This window comes from Mesorhizobium zhangyense, from assembly GCF_011045115.1.
GTDB lineage: Bacteria > Pseudomonadota > Alphaproteobacteria > Rhizobiales > Rhizobiaceae > Mesorhizobium_M > Mesorhizobium_M zhangyense.
The window spans coordinates 414,203-432,543 of the sequence record NZ_JAAKZG010000005.1 but is presented as its reverse complement, the minus strand read 5'-3'; the positions used below and the strand labels follow the sequence as shown (position 1 = coordinate 432,543).

Annotated in this window: 21 protein-coding genes; 11 read left to right on the top strand and 10 right to left on the bottom strand. The window is 63.6% G+C overall.

Annotation, left to right across the window (positions count from 1 at the left end):
* Positions 1-21: 21 nt before the first annotated feature.
* The 5 genes from G6N74_RS14970 (at position 22) to G6N74_RS14950 (ending at position 5,252) form a co-directional block, all read left to right on the top strand.
* Positions 22-1,089 (top strand): ABC transporter permease, encoded by a 1,068-nt coding sequence (locus tag G6N74_RS14970; RefSeq protein WP_165118638.1) that lies wholly within the window; start codon positions 22-24, stop codon positions 1,087-1,089.
* Positions 1,086-2,003, top strand: a complete 918-nt coding sequence (gene nikC / locus G6N74_RS14965) for a nickel transporter permease (protein ID WP_165118636.1) — start codon at positions 1,086-1,088, stop codon at positions 2,001-2,003. The genes G6N74_RS14970 and nikC overlap by 4 nt, the downstream gene beginning before the upstream one ends.
* The gene (locus G6N74_RS14960) at positions 2,000-2,833 is read left to right on the top strand and encodes an ABC transporter ATP-binding protein (RefSeq protein ID WP_165118634.1); all 834 of its coding nucleotides are present in this window, start codon (positions 2,000-2,002) and stop codon (positions 2,831-2,833) included. Before nikC ends, G6N74_RS14960 begins: the two co-directional genes overlap by 4 nt.
* A complete protein-coding gene (locus G6N74_RS14955) occupies positions 2,821-3,582 on the top strand; it encodes an ABC transporter ATP-binding protein (RefSeq protein ID WP_165118631.1) in 762 nt (253 codons plus the stop codon). Before G6N74_RS14960 ends, G6N74_RS14955 begins: the two co-directional genes overlap by 13 nt.
* Positions 3,583-3,740: 158 nt before the next feature.
* On the top strand, positions 3,741-5,252 hold the full coding sequence (locus G6N74_RS14950) for a helicase HerA domain-containing protein (protein ID WP_165118629.1): 1,512 nt from the start codon (positions 3,741-3,743) through the stop codon (positions 5,250-5,252).
* A gap of 27 nt (positions 5,253-5,279) precedes the next feature.
* On the opposite strand, the gene G6N74_RS14945 is transcribed toward G6N74_RS14950, so the two are convergent.
* Positions 5,280-5,456 carry a hypothetical protein gene (locus G6N74_RS14945; RefSeq protein WP_165118627.1) on the bottom strand — a complete coding sequence of 59 codons (177 nt, stop codon included), beginning with the start codon at positions 5,454-5,456 and terminating at the stop codon, positions 5,280-5,282.
* A gap of 154 nt (positions 5,457-5,610) precedes the next feature.
* Positions 5,611-6,534 carry a hypothetical protein gene (locus tag G6N74_RS14940; RefSeq protein WP_165118625.1) on the bottom strand — a complete coding sequence of 308 codons (924 nt, stop codon included), beginning with the start codon at positions 6,532-6,534 and terminating at the stop codon, positions 5,611-5,613.
* 421 nt (positions 6,535-6,955) lie between these two features.
* Between G6N74_RS14940 and G6N74_RS14935 the strand changes: the two genes are divergently transcribed.
* Positions 6,956-7,108 carry a hypothetical protein gene (locus G6N74_RS14935; protein ID WP_165118623.1) on the top strand — a complete coding sequence of 51 codons (153 nt, stop codon included), beginning with the start codon at positions 6,956-6,958 and terminating at the stop codon, positions 7,106-7,108.
* Positions 7,109-7,661: 553 nt separating this feature from the next.
* Here G6N74_RS14935 and G6N74_RS14930 read toward each other — a convergent pair.
* The gene (locus G6N74_RS14930) at positions 7,662-8,081 is read right to left on the bottom strand and encodes a hypothetical protein (RefSeq protein ID WP_165118621.1); all 420 of its coding nucleotides are present in this window, start codon (positions 8,079-8,081) and stop codon (positions 7,662-7,664) included.
* Between the two features lie 231 nt (positions 8,082-8,312).
* On the opposite strand from G6N74_RS14930, the gene alkB reads away from it, so the two are divergent.
* The 4 genes from alkB to G6N74_RS14910 all read left to right on the top strand — a co-directional run bounded on the left by alkB (position 8,313) and on the right by G6N74_RS14910 (position 10,959).
* Complete coding sequence (gene alkB, locus G6N74_RS14925) at positions 8,313-8,963, top strand: DNA oxidative demethylase AlkB (protein ID WP_165118619.1); 651 nt, start codon at positions 8,313-8,315, stop codon at positions 8,961-8,963.
* 91 nt (positions 8,964-9,054) lie between these two features.
* The gene (locus G6N74_RS14920; RefSeq protein ID WP_165118617.1) at positions 9,055-9,798 is read left to right on the top strand and encodes a 2OG-Fe(II) oxygenase; all 744 of its coding nucleotides are present in this window, start codon (positions 9,055-9,057) and stop codon (positions 9,796-9,798) included.
* The gene (locus G6N74_RS14915; protein ID WP_312857877.1) at positions 9,795-10,364 is read left to right on the top strand and encodes a methylated-DNA--[protein]-cysteine S-methyltransferase; all 570 of its coding nucleotides are present in this window, start codon (positions 9,795-9,797) and stop codon (positions 10,362-10,364) included. The genes G6N74_RS14920 and G6N74_RS14915 overlap by 4 nt, the downstream gene beginning before the upstream one ends.
* 73 nt (positions 10,365-10,437) lie before the next feature.
* Positions 10,438-10,959, top strand: coding sequence for a methylated-DNA--[protein]-cysteine S-methyltransferase (locus G6N74_RS14910; RefSeq protein WP_165118615.1), 522 nt, complete (start codon positions 10,438-10,440; stop codon positions 10,957-10,959).
* 221 nt (positions 10,960-11,180) lie between these two features.
* Here the strand turns inward: G6N74_RS14910 and pcaF are convergent, their stop codons facing one another.
* From pcaF to G6N74_RS14895, 3 genes are read right to left on the bottom strand one after another with little or no spacing between them, the layout of a single operon-like run.
* Positions 11,181-12,389 (bottom strand): 3-oxoadipyl-CoA thiolase, encoded by a 1,209-nt coding sequence (gene pcaF, locus G6N74_RS14905; protein ID WP_165118613.1) that lies wholly within the window; start codon positions 12,387-12,389, stop codon positions 11,181-11,183.
* 3 nt (positions 12,390-12,392) lie between these two features.
* Positions 12,393-13,064, bottom strand: a complete 672-nt coding sequence (locus G6N74_RS14900) for a 3-oxoacid CoA-transferase subunit B (protein WP_165118611.1) — start codon at positions 13,062-13,064, stop codon at positions 12,393-12,395.
* A complete protein-coding gene (locus tag G6N74_RS14895; RefSeq protein WP_165118609.1) occupies positions 13,064-13,780 on the bottom strand; it encodes a 3-oxoacid CoA-transferase subunit A in 717 nt (238 codons plus the stop codon). The genes G6N74_RS14900 and G6N74_RS14895 overlap by 1 nt, the downstream gene beginning before the upstream one ends.
* Positions 13,781-13,981: 201 nt before the next feature.
* Between G6N74_RS14895 and G6N74_RS14890 the strand changes: the two genes are divergently transcribed.
* Positions 13,982-14,749: an IclR family transcriptional regulator domain-containing protein gene (locus G6N74_RS14890; protein ID WP_165118607.1), complete on the top strand. Its 768-nt coding sequence runs from the start codon at positions 13,982-13,984 to the stop codon at positions 14,747-14,749.
* A 208-nt stretch (positions 14,750-14,957) separates the two neighbouring features.
* Here the strand turns inward: G6N74_RS14890 and G6N74_RS14885 are convergent, their stop codons facing one another.
* The 4 genes from G6N74_RS14885 to G6N74_RS14870 are packed head-to-tail and all read right to left on the bottom strand — an operon-like array spanning position 14,958 to position 18,284.
* The gene (locus tag G6N74_RS14885; protein WP_165118605.1) at positions 14,958-15,674 is read right to left on the bottom strand and encodes an ABC transporter ATP-binding protein; all 717 of its coding nucleotides are present in this window, start codon (positions 15,672-15,674) and stop codon (positions 14,958-14,960) included.
* Positions 15,655-16,419 carry an ABC transporter ATP-binding protein gene (locus G6N74_RS14880; protein WP_165118603.1) on the bottom strand — a complete coding sequence of 255 codons (765 nt, stop codon included), beginning with the start codon at positions 16,417-16,419 and terminating at the stop codon, positions 15,655-15,657. The genes G6N74_RS14885 and G6N74_RS14880 overlap by 20 nt, the downstream gene beginning before the upstream one ends.
* Positions 16,416-17,420 carry a branched-chain amino acid ABC transporter permease gene (locus G6N74_RS14875; RefSeq protein WP_165118601.1) on the bottom strand — a complete coding sequence of 335 codons (1,005 nt, stop codon included), beginning with the start codon at positions 17,418-17,420 and terminating at the stop codon, positions 16,416-16,418. The genes G6N74_RS14880 and G6N74_RS14875 overlap by 4 nt, the downstream gene beginning before the upstream one ends.
* A complete protein-coding gene (locus tag G6N74_RS14870) occupies positions 17,421-18,284 on the bottom strand; it encodes a branched-chain amino acid ABC transporter permease (protein ID WP_165118599.1) in 864 nt (287 codons plus the stop codon).
* Between the last annotated feature and the right edge of the window lie 57 nt (positions 18,285-18,341).

Here is an 18,341-nt window from a genome sequence, read left to right as displayed (position 1 = left end):
AGAACCGAGAAGATCGGTTCGTTGAGCAACACGCAAACACGCGCGGAGGCGAAACGCGAAAGCGGTCGCGCCTCCGCCCGCGCCGCCGCGATCGCCCGTTTTGTGGTGATCGTGGTGACAACCTATCTTGGTCTTCTGGCCGTCACCTTCTTCATCGGCCGCGTCATCCCGATCGACCCGGTGCTGGCGATCGTCGGCGACCGCGCGCCCGCCCATGTGGTCGAGCGCACGCGCATCGAGATGGGGCTGAACCTGCCCTACTACCAGCAGTTCTTCCTCTATGTGAAAGGCGCACTTCAGGGCGATTTCGGCACCTCGGTGCTGACCACGAACCCGGTGATGTCGGACATAAGGCGCGTCTTTCCGGCGACCATGGAACTCGCCTCGCTCGGCACCATCATCGGCGCGCTGTTCGGCATTCCGCTCGGCGTGCTTGCCGCCGTAAAACGCGGCAGCATCGTCGACCAGATCGTGCGCATCATTGGGCTCGTCGGCTATTCCGTGCCGATCTTCTGGCTCGGCTTGCTCGGGCTTCTGGTGTTCTACGCGCGGCTGAGATGGACAGCCGGCCCCGGCCGCATCGACGTCGTCTTCGAATACACCTTCACGCCGATCACCGGCTTTTACCTCCTCGATTCGATCCTGCACAGGGACTGGGCGGCGTTTCGCGACATCTTCGCCCACATCATCCTGCCGGCCTCGCTGCTCGGCTATTTCTCGCTCGCCTATATCAGCCGCATGACGCGTTCCTTCATGCTGAACGAACTTCAGCAGGAATACATCGTCGCGGCGCGTGCCAAGGGTCTGTCCGAAACCCGCATCATCTGGGGCCACGCGCTGCGCAACGCCGCCGTGCCGCTGGTGACGGTCATCGCGCTATCCTACGCCAATCTGCTTGAAGGCTCGGTGCTGACCGAAACCGTCTTCGCATGGCCGGGCCTCGGCCTCTACATCACCAATTCGCTGCAGAACGCCGACATGAACGCAGTGCTCGGCGGCACGCTCGTCATCGGCTCGGTATTCATCGCGCTCAACTTGTTCTCCGACCTGCTCTACCGCGTTCTCGATCCAAGGACGCGGATACGATGAGCGAAACTATGCAGACCCGCCGCGAATGGCTGCTTACCGAGCGCCCGGCCTCGCGCCTGCAGGCAAGGCTCGGCCGCGCCTATCTGACGTGGCGGCGCTTCACCGCCAACAAGCTTGCCGTTGTCGGCCTACTGATCATCCTGGCGCTGTGTCTGGTGGCAGCACTCGCCGATGTGCTGGCGCCCCATTCCCCCTATATCGGCGATCTTGCCAATTCGCGCCTTCTGTTCCCCGATGCCAATCATTGGCTCGGCACCGACGGACAGGGCCGCGACATCCTCTCGCGCCTGATCTACGGCTCTCGGCTGACCTTGCAGGTCGTCGTCCTCGTCGCCATCATCGCCGCCCCCATCGGCCTGCTGGTCGGCACGGTCGCAGGCTATGCCGGCGGCTGGGTCGATGCCGTGCTGATGCGCATCACCGACATCTTCCTCGCCTTTCCCAAGCTGGTGCTGGCGCTAGCTTTCGTCGCAGCCCTCGGACCAGGCATCGGCAACGCCATCATCGCAATCGCCATCACCTCGTGGCCGCCCTATGCCCGCATCGCGCGGGCCGAAACGTTGACGGTGCGCAATTCCGACTACATCGCCGCTGTGCAGCTCATGGGCGCTTCGCCGACGCGCATCGTGCTGCGCCACATCATGCCGCTCTGTGTCTCCTCGCTCATCGTGCGCGTCACGCTCGACATGGCCGGCATCATCCTCACCGCCGCCGGCCTGGGCTTTCTCGGCCTCGGCGCGCAACCGCCGCTGCCCGAATGGGGTGCGATGATCGCGGCGGGACGCCTGTTCATCCTCGACCAGTGGTGGGTGGCAGCTGCTCCCGGCTTCGCGATCCTGATCGTCAGCCTTGGCTTCAACCTTCTTGGCGACGGCCTGCGCGACGCGCTCGACCCGCGCGGAGGCAGCCAATGAGCGCGCTGCTTGAGGTAAAAGACCTGCGCGTCAGCTTCCCGACCCGCACCGGCGTCATCGAGGCGGTGCGCGGCGTTTCCTTCTCGCTCGGCAAGGAACGGCTCGGCATCGTCGGTGAGAGCGGTTCCGGCAAGTCGCAGACCGGCCGCGCCATCATGGGGTTGACGCCGGAGCATGCGGAGATTTCGGCCAAAAAGCTGGCGTTCAGCGGCATCGACCTCCTGCGCGTGCCGGCACGAGAACGCCGCACCCTGCGCGGCAAGCGCATCGCCATGGTACTGCAGGATCCGAAATATTCGCTCGACCCGGTCATGACCATCGGCCGACAGATCGTCGAGACCTTGCGCACCCATGAAAGGGTCGGCAAGGCCGAAGCCCGCAAGCGGGCGCTGGACATGTTGCAGGCCGTGCAGATTCGCGATCCCGAGCGGGTCTACAAGCTCTATCCGCACGAAGTTTCCGGCGGCATGGGCCAGCGCGCCATGATCGCCATGATGCTGATTGCCGGTCCCGAACTGCTGATCGCCGACGAACCGACATCGGCGCTCGACGTCACGGTCCAGCTCGAAGTCCTCGGCATTCTCGACCGCCTCGTGCGCGATCGGGGCATGGGCCTGATCTTCATTTCGCACGACCTGCGGCTTGTCTCCTCCTTCTGCGACCGCGTCATCGTCATGTATGCCGGCAGGATCGTCGAGGAACTGCCGGCCACCGAGCTTGCCAATGCGCAGCACCCCTATACGCGCGGACTGCTCAACTGCATGCCGCAGATCGACGCCGACAGGCACCCACTGCCCGTTCTCGACCGCAAGCCGGAATGGGCACTATGACCGCCGCCGCCCTTGCCCTGGACCGCCTGCGCGTCACCTTCGACGGTTTCGTCGCGCTGAACGATGTCAGCCTCAATGTCGCCTCGGGCGAATCCTTCGGGCTGGTCGGCGAATCCGGCTCCGGCAAGTCGACGCTGCTGCGCGCGGTTGCAGGGCTGGCGCCGGTGGCGGGCGGAACCATCGTCGTCAACGGCAAGCCGCTGGGGCGAAAGCGCGACAAGGCCTTTTACCGCCAGGTGCAGATGGTGTTCCAGGACCCATACGGCTCGCTGCATCCGCGACAGACCGTCGACCGCCTGCTGCTGGAGCCGCTCGCCATCCATGGCTTCGAAGACACCGAAAAGCGCATCCTGCGCGCGCTGGACGAGGTCGGGCTCGGCTCGGGTTTCCGCTTCCGCTATTCGCACCAGCTTTCCGGCGGCCAGCGCCAGCGCATCGCCATCGCACGCGCCCTGATCCTGGAACCGTCGATCCTGCTGCTCGACGAGCCGACCTCTGCGCTCGACGCTTCGGTGCAGGCCGAGGTGCTCAACCTGCTCGAGCAGATTCGCGCCGACCGTAAACTGACCTTCATCATGGTCAGCCACGACCTCGCCGTCATCACCCATATGTGCGATCGGCTGATGGTCATGCAGAATGGCGAAGAGGTCGAGCGCTTGACCGCATCAGACCTCGTCGCGCGGCGCGTCACCAAGGATTATACGCGCAATCTGCTTGTCGCCAGCGAGGGCTTCAAGCGCAGCGCGTGACTCATCTGTGGGTTTCGGCAAAACCGCCACCATTCGTCGTCACGGCAATGCTAAGAGCATTAAAAATTCAGGCTTGAACTCCGTCACGCCTGTTCCCGCCCGCTGTGCTAGACCCCTAAAATGGACAAGAGAATCATGCGGCGCGTCGAGGAGGCGCAATGAAGGTAGGCATCGATATGGGCGCGACGTCCAACGGGACGCCGGCTATGCTCGACCTTGAGGAATTGCTGGCGACCCGCCTGCTCGTGCAGGGCAATTCGGGCTCGGGCAAATCGCATCTGCTGCGCCGCCTGCTCGAACAGAGCGCGCCATGGGTGCAGCAATGCATTGTCGATCCGGAAGGCGATTTCGTCTCGCTGGCCGATAAATTCGGCCATGTCGTCGTCGATGCCGCACGCACCGAGGCCGAACTTACCCGCATTGCCGCGCGCATACGCCAGCATCGCGTTTCCGTCGTGCTCAATCTCGAGGGATTGGACGTCGAGCAGCAGATGCGTGCCGCCGCCGCCTTCCTCGGCGGCATGTTCGATGCCGAGCGCGACCACTGGTATCCGGTTCTCGTCGTCGTCGATGAAGCCCAGCTTTTCGCACCGTCCGCCGCCGGCGAGGTTGCCGACGAGGCGAGAAAAATTTCGCTCGCTGCCATGACCAACCTGATGTGCCGCGGCCGCAAGCGTGGACTGGCCGGCGTCATCGCCACGCAGCGTCTTGCAAAGCTAGCCAAGAACGTTGCGGCGGAAGCCTCGAACTTCCTGATGGGCCGTACCTTCCTCGACATCGATATGGCGCGCGCCGCCGATCTTCTCGGCATGGAGCGGCGTCAAGCCGAAATGTTCCGCGACCTCGGGCGCGGCCATTTCGTGGCGCTCGGGCCCGCAATCGCGCGGCGCCCATTGCCCGTCACAATCGGCAATGTCGAGACCGCCCCGCGTTCGACCAGCCCGAAGCTGATGCCGCTGCCGGAAACCGGCGAAGACCTCAGTGAACTGATTTTCACACCCGGCCCGGAGGAGCGTCGCCCGATCGTGCGCCGCACGCCACAGCCCCCCACACCGACCCCGACCGCCGATATCCTGGCCCAGCTTTCGCAGCCCAAGCCGGCACCGGAAGCCCCGGCAGAACCGGTCTTCGCCATCATCGACGAAGCCGAGCGCGACATGCAGATCGAAGGCGTGCTGCGCGAAATCCTTGAGGACGTGGACGCCTCCTTCCGCTCCGACGCTATCCTCTATCAGGATTTTCTCGTCCGCTGCCGCATCCGGCGCGTGGCTGGTGAACCGCTGTCACTGCCGGCCTTCCGGCGCAAGCTGGCGGTTGCGCGTGCCGGCGTCGATGGTGCGACGGCCGAAAGCGAGACATGGCAGCATGCACTGGAACTGTCGGCGGGTGTGCCGGACGACATGCAGGGCGTTTTCCTGTCGGTCGCACAGGCAGCCGTCAACAGCTTGCCCTGCCCCTCCGACGCTGCGATCGCCCGCGTATTCGGCAGTCACTCGGCGCGGCGCGCGCGGCGGCTGCTGACCTATTTCGAGGAACGCGGCCTATTGGTCGTGCGCACCGATTTCCGTAACAATCGCGTTGTCGCCTTCCCCGATCTCGGCTGCGAAACCGCGCCGGGCGATCCGAACCTGCCGGACGACGCGGTCGACAGCCAGTTCGCGGCGGAATAGCCGATTAAACGCCTGCTGCCCGGGGTTTCAGCTTTCGCTTTCGCGCAGCCTGTTCAAGGCTTCCTGCTCTGCCACCGACAGCAGCGCGCCAAGGTCGTGCAGCATATAATCTGCGTCCGCCGCTGCAAGGGATTTACGCAAATCCTTCAGGGTGCCGTAGGTTTGCCGCAGCGTTTCTCGAAGCTGTCTGCGATCTTCCTGCATTTTCCGTCCCTTCCTACGCTACTCGGTACTTGCCAGGACAACTGCCCCGCCCAGCGAACGTTCCAGAAAAGCTCATGTTTTCATGATCGAGCGTTCCTTAAACAAACGCCCGCCCCGGTGAAGGGGCGGGCATTTGCATCCACTCGCACGTCGGTTATCGAACGATCATGACGTCCGGATTTTCGTCGCGTCCGCGCCCGCCGATAAGTGCGGCGACCGATGCGATGAAGGCACCCAGCAGCAAGGACAGCGCCGTGACCAACGAGAATGTCGCGGCAGCCTTCCTGGCGGTGTCAGCAGCCTGTTTCGCGTCGGTCTTGGCCGTCTCAATCCGCTTCAGGACGCCATCGACACGCGCTTCCGCGTCGGCCTGCGAAACCCCGGCACGCGCAGCAACCAGCTGGGCGAGATAGGTACGGTCTTCGACTGACACTTCACCTGATGCCGCACTGGAAAGCAGGATGCGCGTGGCCTGGCCAGTTGCCGCCGCATTGCCTTCGGCACCTTGCGCATTGGCTGCTGCCGCATCGGCAGGACGGAACAGCGAATCGACGAAGTAGGAGGTCATGTCGTTCGCCTGCGAAGCCATGCCACTCTGGCTGGCCGCACTTGCGCCGGCACCGGCTGCCGATGTTGCGCCCGAAACCACCGTCGACGCCGCTTGCACGCCACCGCCCACAACCGAGGTCAGGGCCGAGCCCATCACGCCGGCGACGACCAGCGTTGCCAGCGCCCAGGACAAGAACCCGTGCGCGGTGTCACGGAAATAGATCTCGTCGTCATGAACGCCCGACCATTTCGTGCGCAGCCGCCCGGCTATATAGCCGCCGAAAGCTGACGAAAACCACTGCACGATGATAAGCCAGATTGCGGTTGATACGGCGAAGGTCGTCATCGAGACGCCGGAGCCGGACCATGGCGAAACGGAGCTCAGGCCGAGACCGGAACCCAGTACGATCAAAAGAAGCGTCAGCGAGGATGCTGCCACCGCTCCTGCGATGATTGCAGCCCAGGAGACAGCGGATGACGAGGATTCGCTCGGAACGACTGCTTCGGTCGATGAAATTGTTTGTTGCATGACCACCCCCTTATCGAACGAAGAGAAGGATGAGGATGATGATCGGGATAGGTATACCGAGCAGCCACAGCAGGATTCCACGACCCATGATTATTCTCCTTGGATTGTTGAGGCACCAATCGCCCCGTGCCTCAGCAACCGCAGCGCGCGATGAAAGTTCCACTGCGTGGTCCGTCGCGCAGAACTTCTTTCTTTCGTGCGCGATGGAACCTTTCGGGTCGACACCTGTTGAGTAGCAACGGCGGGTGAAGTCCCCTCCTATCCCGCCGCTGCCAAAGAAAGCCGTCTCTCGCGAGGCGGCTTTTTCTTGTGGCGAAAAAGCAACCCGTTAAGCTTTTCGTAATTAGATTAAATCTTTAGTGAATCCGGGCGAAGTGACATTGCAAACCGTTGGGGACGGTTGACGAAACGGAGTGCGGCAATGGTTACCCGGTTAGGAGTGGTTTTCCTGATTTCAGCGCTGTTTGCCGGCGGCTTCGCGGGCGTCGTGCACCTGTCGGACACGTCGGCCCGCTACGATACCGGTTGCCGGGTATCGACCAACCCGGCCTGCTTCGGGCCCTATCAGCGATAGGCACTGCGCCTGATCACAGCGCCGGCCGAAACCTACTTGCAGACATATTTCACGCGGCTGCCTGGCCGGGATACGTTGCTGCAAGAGACGGGCTTGGCAGGAGCGGCGGCTACCGGCTGCGCTGCCGGACGGGCAACGGTTCTGCTCTTGCGCGGAGCGGCTCTCACACGAGGTTTGGGTTTGCTGGCCGGCGCCGCGACAGCGGGCTCGGTAGGGCGGGCGGGAAAACTTGAATAGACGACCGCGTCGCTCAGGCTCGGTTCCGGCGCACTCCGGCGCTTGAACATGTTGGACCAGTCGGTCGTCTGCCCCTGGAATTCGATGGAGCCATCGGACGTTCGCGAGCATCCGCCCGCCGCCAAGAGCCCACAACAGGTAGCGATAGTCAGCATCGACCAGACGCGGTCTACCATCACGAAGTATCCCCTAAACGATTTCACGACCGACCGACTCACGCCGGCCGATCGTTATCATGATAACCGCAGTGGCCCCGCTGGAAAAGAAATGTGATCTCTGCACATTTCACGCCGGGACCACGAAACTGCCTGGCGGTTTAGCGGATAACCGGGCAACCGCGTTCGCGGCTGAAGCTGACGATAATCCGCCGGCCTTCCGACCTGCCACCGACTTCGATCGTGCGGCGGCCGACATCGACGATCCGCGCACGCCTGACGCCCATGCGCTCGGCCTTCTCAAGCGCCCGGTCCGGGGTACAGGAGCGCGAACCTCTGTCGTCACGGCGAGAGTCGTTGCCGTAGCGCTCGTCCCTGCGGTGGTCTCTCCTGTCGCGGCGATCGCGGCAGCCAGGATCATAACGATGGCGGCCTTCGCAATCCTGCCGCATCAGGACGCGTGGACCGTCTTGTCCGAGTTCGAGCTGCAATGTCTGGGCCGATGCCAGTGATGGGGCAAACGACAGGCTGCCGATACCTATGAGTGCCGAAAGCGCACAATTACGAATGAAAGAATGCATGGAAAGGCTCCTCGTTTGTCGACCTCAACGCGCTCAAGGCGGTTTTGTTCATTCGCCTTTCATGCCCTTGATCGATCGATGCCAGCTATCAGATTCTATGGCGGCAGCAACAGCGGATTAAAAACAGCGTTATCGTTGCATGATCAGACCGCGGAAACCGCAAGGCAGGAAACGGGTTGCCCGGCAGTGCATGATCGCTAAGCACTGCCTATGCAGGCACAGGAGCAAGCCATGAGAGATCTTTTCGGCGACGCAGTCTTCCATGAACCGCCGACCGAGCAGCTCGCCGATGGCGCTATCCTGCTGCGAAGGCGCGCACTGCCTTTCGAGGCCGAATTGCTTGCCGCTCTCGAAAGCGTTGTTGCCAAGGCTCCCTTCCGTCATCTGGTGACGCCGGGCGGCTTCGAGATGTCCGTTGCGATGACCAATTGCGGCAACGCCGGCTGGGTGAGCGACCGGACAGGCTATCGCTACGATTCTCGCGATCCGCTGACGGGAGAGCCGTGGCCGGAAATGCCGGCCTCGTTCCTGAGGCTTGCGACCGAGGCGGCGGCGGATGCCGGTTATCCGGCTTTCGCGCCCGATGCCTGCCTCGTCAATCTCTACGAGCCCGGCGCGAGGCTGTCGCTGCATCAGGACAAGGACGAGCGCGACCTTGCCAACCCGATCGTCTCCGTCTCGCTCGGCCTGCCCGCGACCTTCCAGTTCGGCGGCCTGAAACGAACCGACCCGATCCGCAAAATACCGCTGCACCATGGCGACGTTGTCGTGTGGGGCGGCCCCTCACGCCTGTTCTATCACGGCGTTCTGGCACTGAAGGACGGCGACCACGAAACGCTGGGGCGCAGGCGCATCAACCTGACCTTCCGCAAGGCGCTTTGAATTTCAGCGTCGTCCGGCAAGGCAGGTTTCGGGTGGTTGCCATCGAGGCAGGCCTCTATCTTGTATAACCAGCTGAACAGGATCAACGGCAATGAACGCACGAGCAAAGATCGCCGAAGCCCCACCCTCAATAAGCACCGCCACCGACCGTGTCGCCGGATATGATTGGGATGCGCTTGCCGCCGATTTGAGCGGCTATGGCTGTGCGGTGCTGGAAAATCTGCTGACGCCGCAGGAATGCCGCGACATCGCAGAGCTCTACCCGCATGAGGAGCATTTTCGCAGCCATATCCATATGGCGCGGCATGGTTTCGGCAAGGGCGAGTACCGCTATTTCCGCTACCCGCTGCCGGATCTTCTTGGCGACCTGCGCACCGTGCTCTATCCCCGTCTCGCGCCCATCGCGAACGACTGGAACGCTCGCATGAGCATTGCTGCGCGCTACCCGGAAACCCATGCCGAATTCCTGAAAGCCTGCCATGATGCCGGCCAGACCCGTCCAACGCCTTTGCTGCTGCAATATGTGCCGGGTGACTTCAACTGCCTGCATCAGGACCTTTACGGCGACCTCGCCTTCCCGCTGCAGGTGGCGATCCTGCTGTCGGAACCGGGCAAGGATTTCACCGGCGGCGAATTCGTGCTGACCGAACAGCGCCCGCGCATGCAGAGCCGCGCCGAGGTCGTGCCGCTGCGCCAGGGCGACGCTGTGGCTTTTGCCGTGCACAACCGGCCGGTTCAGGGGGGCAGCTACCGGGTCAATCTGCGCCACGGCGTCAGCCGGGTTCGCTCAGGCAAACGGCACACCGTCGGCATCATCTTCCACGACGCCAAATGAGCAGTATGAAAAGCACGGTTTCAGCCACCACAAGGAACGAGAAAGCCCTGGCGGCGCTCACCAGCGAGACGATCGACACGCCGATCGGCCATCTCGTGCTGCTGGCGGATGGCGAGGGCAGGCTGTGCGCGGCAGAGTTCGAAGACTGCGGCCATCGCCTCGATCGCTGGCTGCGCCGCCGCTTCGGGCCCGATGGCTATGTGCTGGTGCCCGGCCATGTCCCGGCGGTAACCGCAAAAGCATTTTCGGATTACTTTGCCGGCAAGATCGAGGCTCTTGACGAGATCACGGTCAAGCTGAGCGGTACCGATTTCCAGAACGCGGTCTGGCAAGCCTTGCGCCATGTCGAGGCGGGCAAGCCGCTCGCCTATTCGGCCCTTGCCGCGCGCATTGGAAAGCCCAAGGCCATTCGCGCCGTGGGTACCGCCAACGGCGCCAATCCGCTTTCTATCGTCGTCCCCTGTCATCGGCTTGTCGGTGCCGGCGGCGATCTGGTGCGCTATGGCGGCGGCCTCGAGCGCAAGCGCTGGCTGCTCGACCATGAAGCAAATACCGGGAGCGCATGAATCGGGTCGTTTGTGCCGCTGCAGGGGCTTATCTTCCAGTCACGTTGAAAATTTCGAGAGATTGGACAAGAAAATGCGCAGCACCATTCGCTATGCCTGGGGGCAAAGCTCCCTCGGTGACTTCATCGCCGCCCGCTCCGAACGCGGCCTCGTCATGTTCGAGTTTTCGGATCGGCGCGCGGCTTCGCTCGATGCCCTGCGCGAGCGGTTCGCGGACACCGATCTTGTCGAGGACGCGGACGGGCTTGCCGATACGGTCGCGAAGCTTGCCGGCCTGATCGACCACCCGGAGCACGACCTCGCTCTGCCACTCGACCTGCGCGGCAGCGACTACGAGCAGCGCGTATGGGAAGCGCTGCGTGCAATCCCCGCCGGCAAGACCACCAGCTATGGCGACCTCGCGGCAAAGCTTGGCAATCCGCGCGAGGCTCGGGAAGTCGCGGAAGCCTGCGCCGCCAACACGATCGCGATCCTCGTTCCTTGCCATCGTGTGGTGAAAAAGGACGGCTCGCTGTCCGGCTATCGCTGGGGTTTTCAGCGCAAGCGCGCGCTGCTGTCGCGCGAGCAGAAGGCCGTGGCTTTCGAGCTGGCTTGAGTGTGGCTGTGAGAAGGCCCCTCTCCGTCTCGGCTTCGCCGAGCCACCTCTCCCCGCAGGCGGGGAGAGGAACCGGCACTCGCGAAGGTCTGGGCATCGCAGAACTTGGGTTCCTCTCCCCCGCAAAGCGGGGGAGAGGTGGCGCGCGAAGCGCGACGGAGAGGGGATCTTGCAGCGATCCAAACACTCAAACGACCGAACGCCCTAGCTCGACGAACTCGTCACACCCTTTCCAGCACCACCGCAATCCCCTGCCCGACGCCGATGCACATCGTGGCCAGCGCCAATCTGGCACCACGCTCCCGAAGCTCCAGCGCCGCCGTGCCGGCGATGCGCGCACCCGACATGCCGAGCGGATGGCCGAGCGCGATAGCCCCGCCATTCGGGTTCACGTGCTCCGCGTCTTCGGCAATGCCGAGTTCGCGGAGCACGGCGATGCCTTGGGAGGCAAATGCTTCGTTGAGTTCGATGACGTCGAAATCACTCGGCTTGATGCCGAACCGGGCGCAGAGTTTTTGCGTCGCCCGCACCGGGCCAATGCCCATGATACGCGGCGCGGCGCCCGTCGCCACACCACCGAGAACCCGCGCGATCGGCGTCAGGCCGTATTTCTTCACCGCAGCCTCCGAGGCGACGATAAGGGCGGCAGCGCCGTCGTTGACGCCCGAAGCGTTGCCCGCCGTCACCGTGCCGCCCTCCTTTTTGAAGGGCGTCGCCAGCTTGGCCAGCGTCTCGACGGTCGTGCCGGCGCGCGGATGCTCGTCCTTGGCAACGACGATCGCATCGCCCTTGCGCTGCGGGATCGTCACCGGCGTGATTTCCTTCGCGAGCCGGCCATTGGCCTGCGCCGCGACGGCCTTGTCCTGGCTGCGCACGGCAAAGGCGTCCTGATCGGCGCGGGAAACGTTGAAGTCTTCCGCGACGTTCTCGCCGGTCTCCGGCATGGAATCGACGCCATACTGCTTCTTCATCAGCGGGTTGATGAAGCGCCAGCCGATGGTCGTGTCATAAATCTCGGCATTGCGCGAAAAGGCCGTGTCAGCCTTGGGTATGACGAAGGGCGCGCGGCTCATGCTCTCGACGCCGCCGGCGATCATCAGTTCCGCCTCGCCCGCCTTGATGGCACGGGCTGCGATCGTCAGCGCGTCCATGCCTGAACCGCAGAGCCGGTTGACCGTCGAGCCCGGCACTTCCTTCGGCAACCCGGCCAAAAGCAGCGCCATGCGCGCGACATTGCGGTTGTCCTCGCCGGCCTGGTTGGCGCAGCCATAAATGACATCGTCCACCGCTGCCCAATCGACCGAGCCATTGCGTTCGATCAGTGCCTTGAGCGGCACCGCACCGAGATCGTCGGCGCGAACCGAGGACAACGAACCGCCAAAACGGCCGATCGGCGTGCGGATGTAATCGCAGATATAAGCGTCAGCCATTTTTCAAACCTCCGGTACGATAAGATCTTTGACGGTGCCTTCGACCGCCAGCGTGGCTTCGGTCAAGGCTTGAAGTTCATCGAGGCTGATGCTCGGCAGTTTTTCCCGAAGAACGAAACGCGCGTTCACGATGTCGACCACGGCGAGACTGGTATAGACGGTCGTCACGCAGCCGACGCCGGTCAGCGGCAGGCGGCACTGCTTAAGCAGCTTAGGCCGCCCGTCCTTCGTGGTGTGGTCGGTGATGACGCAGACCCGCTTCGCGCCGTGGACAAGGTCCATTGCGCCGCCCACTGCCGGCACCGAACCCGGGCCCGTGCTCCAGTTGGCCAGATCGCCATTTTCGGCAACCTCGTAGGCGCCCAGGATGGCGACATCCAGATGGCCGCCGCGCACCATGGCAAAGCTGTCGGCATGGTGGAAGAATGCAGCGCCCGGATTGAGCGTAACGGCCTTCTTGCCGGCGTTGATCAGGTCCCAGTCCTCCTGCCCGGCGGGCGGAGCCTCGCCGAAATCGAGGATGCCGTTTTCGGTGTGATAGATGACCTCGCGGCCCTTGGGCTTGAACTTGGCGACCATCTCGGGAAAGCCGATGCCGAGGTTGACATAGGCGCCGTCGGGAATGTCCTGCGCGGCGCGCCATGCGATCTGCGCATTCGTCAGTTTGGCAGTCATCACTTGGTCACCTCGCGCAACAGAGCTTCTTCCTGCTTCGGGTTCGGCACTTCCACGATGCGGTTCACGAATATGCCCGGCGTCACGACATGTTCGGGGTCGATCCCGCCCGGCTCAACGATCCGGCTTGCCTGCACGATGGTGGCGGCAGCCGCAGTCGCCATCAGCGGCGAGAAATTCCGCGCAGCCATGTGATAGGTGAGATTACCCTTGCGATCGGCCAGCTCGGCCTTGATCAGCGCCACGTCCGCCTTGAGCCAGCGCTCCTGGACGTATTTCCTGCCGTCGAATTCTGCGACCGGCTTTCCTTCCGCGACCAGCGTGCCGAAGCTCGTCGGCGTGTAGAAGGCGGGGATGCCTGCACCGCCGGCGCGGATGCGCTCGGCCAGCGTTCCCTGCGGCACCAGCTCAAGCTCGATTTCGCCGGCCAGATATTTGTCGGTGAAGGCCTTCGGGTCCGTTGAGCGGGGAAACGAGCACACCATCTTGGCGACCATGCCGGCATAGATCATCGCCGCGATGCCGACCGCGCCATTGCCGGCGTTGTTGTTGACGACGATAAGCCGGCCCGGCGATCCGGTCTTCTTGTAGCGCTCGACCAGCGCATGGATGAGCTCGATCGGCGCGCCAGCGCCACCGAACCCACCGATCATCACCACCATCCCGTCCTGAATGTGGGAGACCGCCTCCTCCACGCTTGGACTGATTTTGCTCATCGTTGATCCTCACCCATCCCGATTGGCGGTGGCAACAACCGCAGCCGGAAACCGCTGCTACCGCCTCACTCGCAACTCGCCAGCACAACCAAAAAGTTCGTATTGCGAACATTTGTTTTGTATGCGATACTTTGTGAATGACATCCGATGAAAAGTCAATGCGAATCCCTGATCGGAAACGCCGGTTTTGGAGCCACACCAATGCGCGATGAAGAGACCGCCCGCGATCACGTCGGCTCGCTGGAACGCGGCCTCGGCGTGATGGAGATTCTTGCCGCATACCCGGCCGGGCTGACTCTGACGGAGATGGCCGAGAAAGCCGGGCTGACCCGCGCCGGGGCAAGGCGCTTTCTGCTGACGCTGACGGCAACCGGCTACGCCACCCAGACCGGCCGGCAGTTCGCGCTTTCGCCGCGCCTGCTTTCGGTTGCGCGCACATGGCTGCAGGGCACGTCGCTGTGTGGATTCGCCGAGCCCTTCATGCGGCAGACGGCAGTGGAGTTACAGGAATCCTGCTCGGCGACAATTCTATCCGGCGAGGACGTCGTCTATGTCGCCCGCGTGCAGGGGCCGCGCATCGTCAGCCTCGAGCTTCACGTCGGCGCGCACCTGCCGGCCTATTGCACAAGCATGGGCCGCGTTCTTCTGTCCGGCCTGAAGCAGGAAGAACTGGATGCCTTTCTCAACAAGGCGAAACTCACGCCCAAGACGGAAAACACCGTCACCGACAAAAAGCAACTCGCAGCGATCATCGCCCGGGTGAAGCAGGACGGTTACGCCGTCGTCGACGAGGAACTGGAAATCGGCCTGCGCTCGGTCGCGGTGCCATTGCGCGACCGCTCCGGCGCCATCGTCGCGGCAATCAACGTCTCGACACAGTCGGCGCGTTATCCAGTTGCGGAGATGGAGCGGAAGTTCCTGCCGCTGTTGCAGGAAACGGCGGCGCGGATTGAGGATTTTTTCGTGTAGTTGCGGATAGGTTTGGGCTGCAGAAGGACCCCTCTCCGTCTCGGCTTCGCCGAGCCACCTCTCCCCATTTCATGGGGCGAGGAACCCAAGTCCTGCCATGCCGCGACCTCGGCGGGTGCCGGTTCCTCTCCCCCGCAAAGCGGGGGAGAGGGGGGTCTGCTGCGTCTACACCTCACCGTTATCTCGATGAACAACGCTTTTTGCCCCCTCAATGCAGCCCACCAATCCCCAGCAACCTCTCCACCACCTCCGGCTGCGCCGCCAGCTCCGCCGGCGTTCCCGACCAAGCCACGCGCCCGCGCTCCAGAATGATCGCGCGGTCGGCGAAATCCAGCGCGCTTTGAATGCGCTGCTCGACCAGAACCACCGTCATCTCACCACCCGAAGCGAGCTTCGAGAACGCCGCCATCAGCTCCTCGCAAATGACCGGCGCCAGCCCTTCCAGCGGCTCGTCCAGCAGCAGCACCGTCGGCTTGCCGAGAATGCTGCGCGCGGTGGTCAGCATCTGCTGCTCGCCGCCGGAAAGCTGCGAGCCGAGATTTTTCCGGCGCTCGGCCAGGCGTGGGAACATCTCATAGGCTTCCGAAATCGCCGAGCGGTCGCGGTCCTTCAAGCCGACGAACAGATTTTCCTCGACCGTCAGCGACGGGAAGACACAGCGCGCCTGCGGCACATAGCCGAGGCCGCTTCTGGCGCGCGATGAGCTTTCGAGGTTCGTCAGTTCGGTATCCCCCATGCGGATCGCGCCGCCATAGCGCTTGGTCTGGCCGGCGATGGTGGCAAGCAACGTCGTCTTGCCCATGCCGTTGCGGCCGAGCACGGCAAGGCGCGAGCCGGCCGGCACGGAAAAGCTGACGCCCTCCAGCACGCGCGTCGGCCCGTAGCCGGCGCTGAGATCGGTGACTTCAAGCAGCTGGGCTGGCATTGGCATAGTTTCCGAGATAGGCCTCGCGCACGCGCGCATCACTGGTCACATCCTGCGGCGAACCGTCGAAGATGATGGCACCGGCCGCAAGCACGATGACGCGCTTGGCGAAGCGGAAAACGAGGTCCATGTCGTGCTCGATCATCAGCACGGCAAGGTCGGGCGGCAGCCCGGCAAGGGCCGCCTCGATGCGCGGCGTATCGCTCTGCGGCACGCCTGCCGCCGGCTCGTCGAGCAGCAGCACTTTCGGCTTCAGCGCCAGCGCCAGCGCGATTTCCAGCAGGCGCTGCTGGCCATAGGCGATCTCGCTGACCTTGCGCGTGGCGATATGGTCGAGGCCGAGCGTGGCGAGCAGCGCATCGGTTTCCTTCATCACGTCAGGCATGGCGTGGAAATTGCCGAAGACGCGGCCCGAGCGCCCGGTGCGCTGCAGGATCGCAATGGCAATGTGCTCCTCCGGCGTCATCTCGGAGAACAGCCGCGTCACCTGGAAGGATCGCACCAGGCCCTGCCGCACGCGGCGCGTCGGGCCCTGCGCGGTGACGTCCTCGCCGCCGAGCATCACCTTGCCGGCGTCCGGCTTCAGATGCCCCGTCACCAGATTGACGAAGGTGGTCTTGCCGGCACCGTTCGGGCCGATCAGCGCAACGCGATCGCCCGGCTGCATGGTGATCGACACGTCCTGCGTAACCGCAAGCCCGCCGAAGGATTTTTGGAGCTTCTCGACCTGAAAGACCGCGCTCATGAACGCCCCCTGTAGCGATCGAGAAGCGATGCCGCCGTGCCGTAAAGGCCCTTCGGCGCAAACAGCACTACGGCGATCAACAGCGCGCCGACGATGGTCAGCCAGTGGAATGGATTTGCCGCCGAGACGACGTCTTCGAACCACATGAAGGTGACCGTGCCGATCAGCGCGCCATAGAGCGAGCCGGTGCCGCCCAGCACCAGCATGACCAGCGCCTCGGCCGAGGTGGTGAAGCTCAGACTGTCCAGCCCGACGACCTGCGTGGAGATGGCGTTGAGCGCGCCGCCGACACCGGCGACAGCACCGGAGATGACATACATCTTGATCAGCGTGCCCTGCACCGAAGCGCCCATGGCGCTCACGCGGATCGGGTCTTCCCTAATGCCGCGGCACAGCATGCCGAAGGGCGAACGCACCAGAAAGCGCAGCAGGATGAAGACGATGACCAGCAGCGCCACGCCGAAGCCGTAAGCCGTGCGGCCCCAGAGGTCGAAGCCGAACAGGCCGAACACCGGATCGGGCGAAATGCCGGCAAGGCCGTCGCTGCCGCCGGTGTAGCTCGATGCCTTGTTCGCCGCTTCGTGGAATAGGTGGATCACCGCGATGGAAAGCACCAGCTGCGCCAGCCCATGCCCACGCAGGATGACGATACCCGAGAGCAGGCCCGCAACCGCCCCGCCGATAGCGCCCACTCCGACCATGGCGATCGGATCGGTGATGCCGAAGTGAACAGCGGCAATGCCCGACGCATAAGCGCCCGCACCGAACAGCGCTGCATGGCCGAGCGTCGCCACGCCGCAATAGCCGGTGACAAGATCGAGCGACAGCACCAGCAGCGCGATGCCGAGAATGCGCGTCAGCAGCGCCAGGTTGTTGGGGAACAGGAAGTAGCCAATGACAGCAACGATGAGGATGATGGCAAGGCCGGTCAGATCGCGCAGCAGCCAATTCGGGCGCGCCGTTTCAGGCTTGGCAGCCGCCGATGTCTCAATCGCGGCCATCTATTTGTTCCTGCCCAGAAGGCCGCGCGGGAAGACGCAGACGATTGCGATCACGGCAAGATAGAAGAAGAACTCGCCATATTCGGGGACGAGATAGCGCCCCGTCGTGTCGATGGCGCCGAGCACGAGGCAGGCGAGCAGCGCGCCGGGAATGGACCCGGCCCCGCCGACCGAGACGACGACCAGGAACGTCACCATGTAGCGCAGCGCGTAGTAAGGCTCGATCGGCAGCAGTTCCGCCCCGACGATGCCGCCGAAGGCAGCAAGCCCGACGGCGACCGCGAAGCTGACGGCATAGACGATCTTGGTGCGCACGCCGAGCGATGCGGCCATCGCAGCATTGTCGACCGATGCGCGAAGCTTCACGCCAAAGGACGTCCTTTCGATGAGGTACCAGAGCGCGCCGGCAACCACGACGCCGCAGGCGATGGCGAACAGCTTGTGCGCGGCAATCGAACGGAAGCCGAGATCGACCGGCCCGCGCAGGGTTTCCGGCAGCGGAATGGTCTTCAGCGTCGGGCCGAAAACATAATTGGCGATGCCGATAACACAGAAGGTGATGCCGATGGTCATCAGCACCTGCGTCAGTTCCGGCGCGCCATAGATGCGGCGGTATAAAAACCGCTCGATGGGAATGGCGATAAGGATCGTGCCGGCAACCGCGATCAGGATGGCAAGACCGTAGCCGAGGCCGAGGTCGCGCGCCGCATAGGAGGCGATGTAGCCGCCGATCATGGCGAATGCGCCATGGGCGAGATTGACCACGCGCATCAGGCCCATGGTCACCGACAGCCCGATCGAGATGACGAACAGCACCATGCCGTAGGCAAGCGCGTCCACCCCAACACTTAAAACAGTCTGCATCGCTTGATCCAACAATCGCCCGGAAGCCTGCTCGGCTACCGGGCGGTCTGCCCTGGA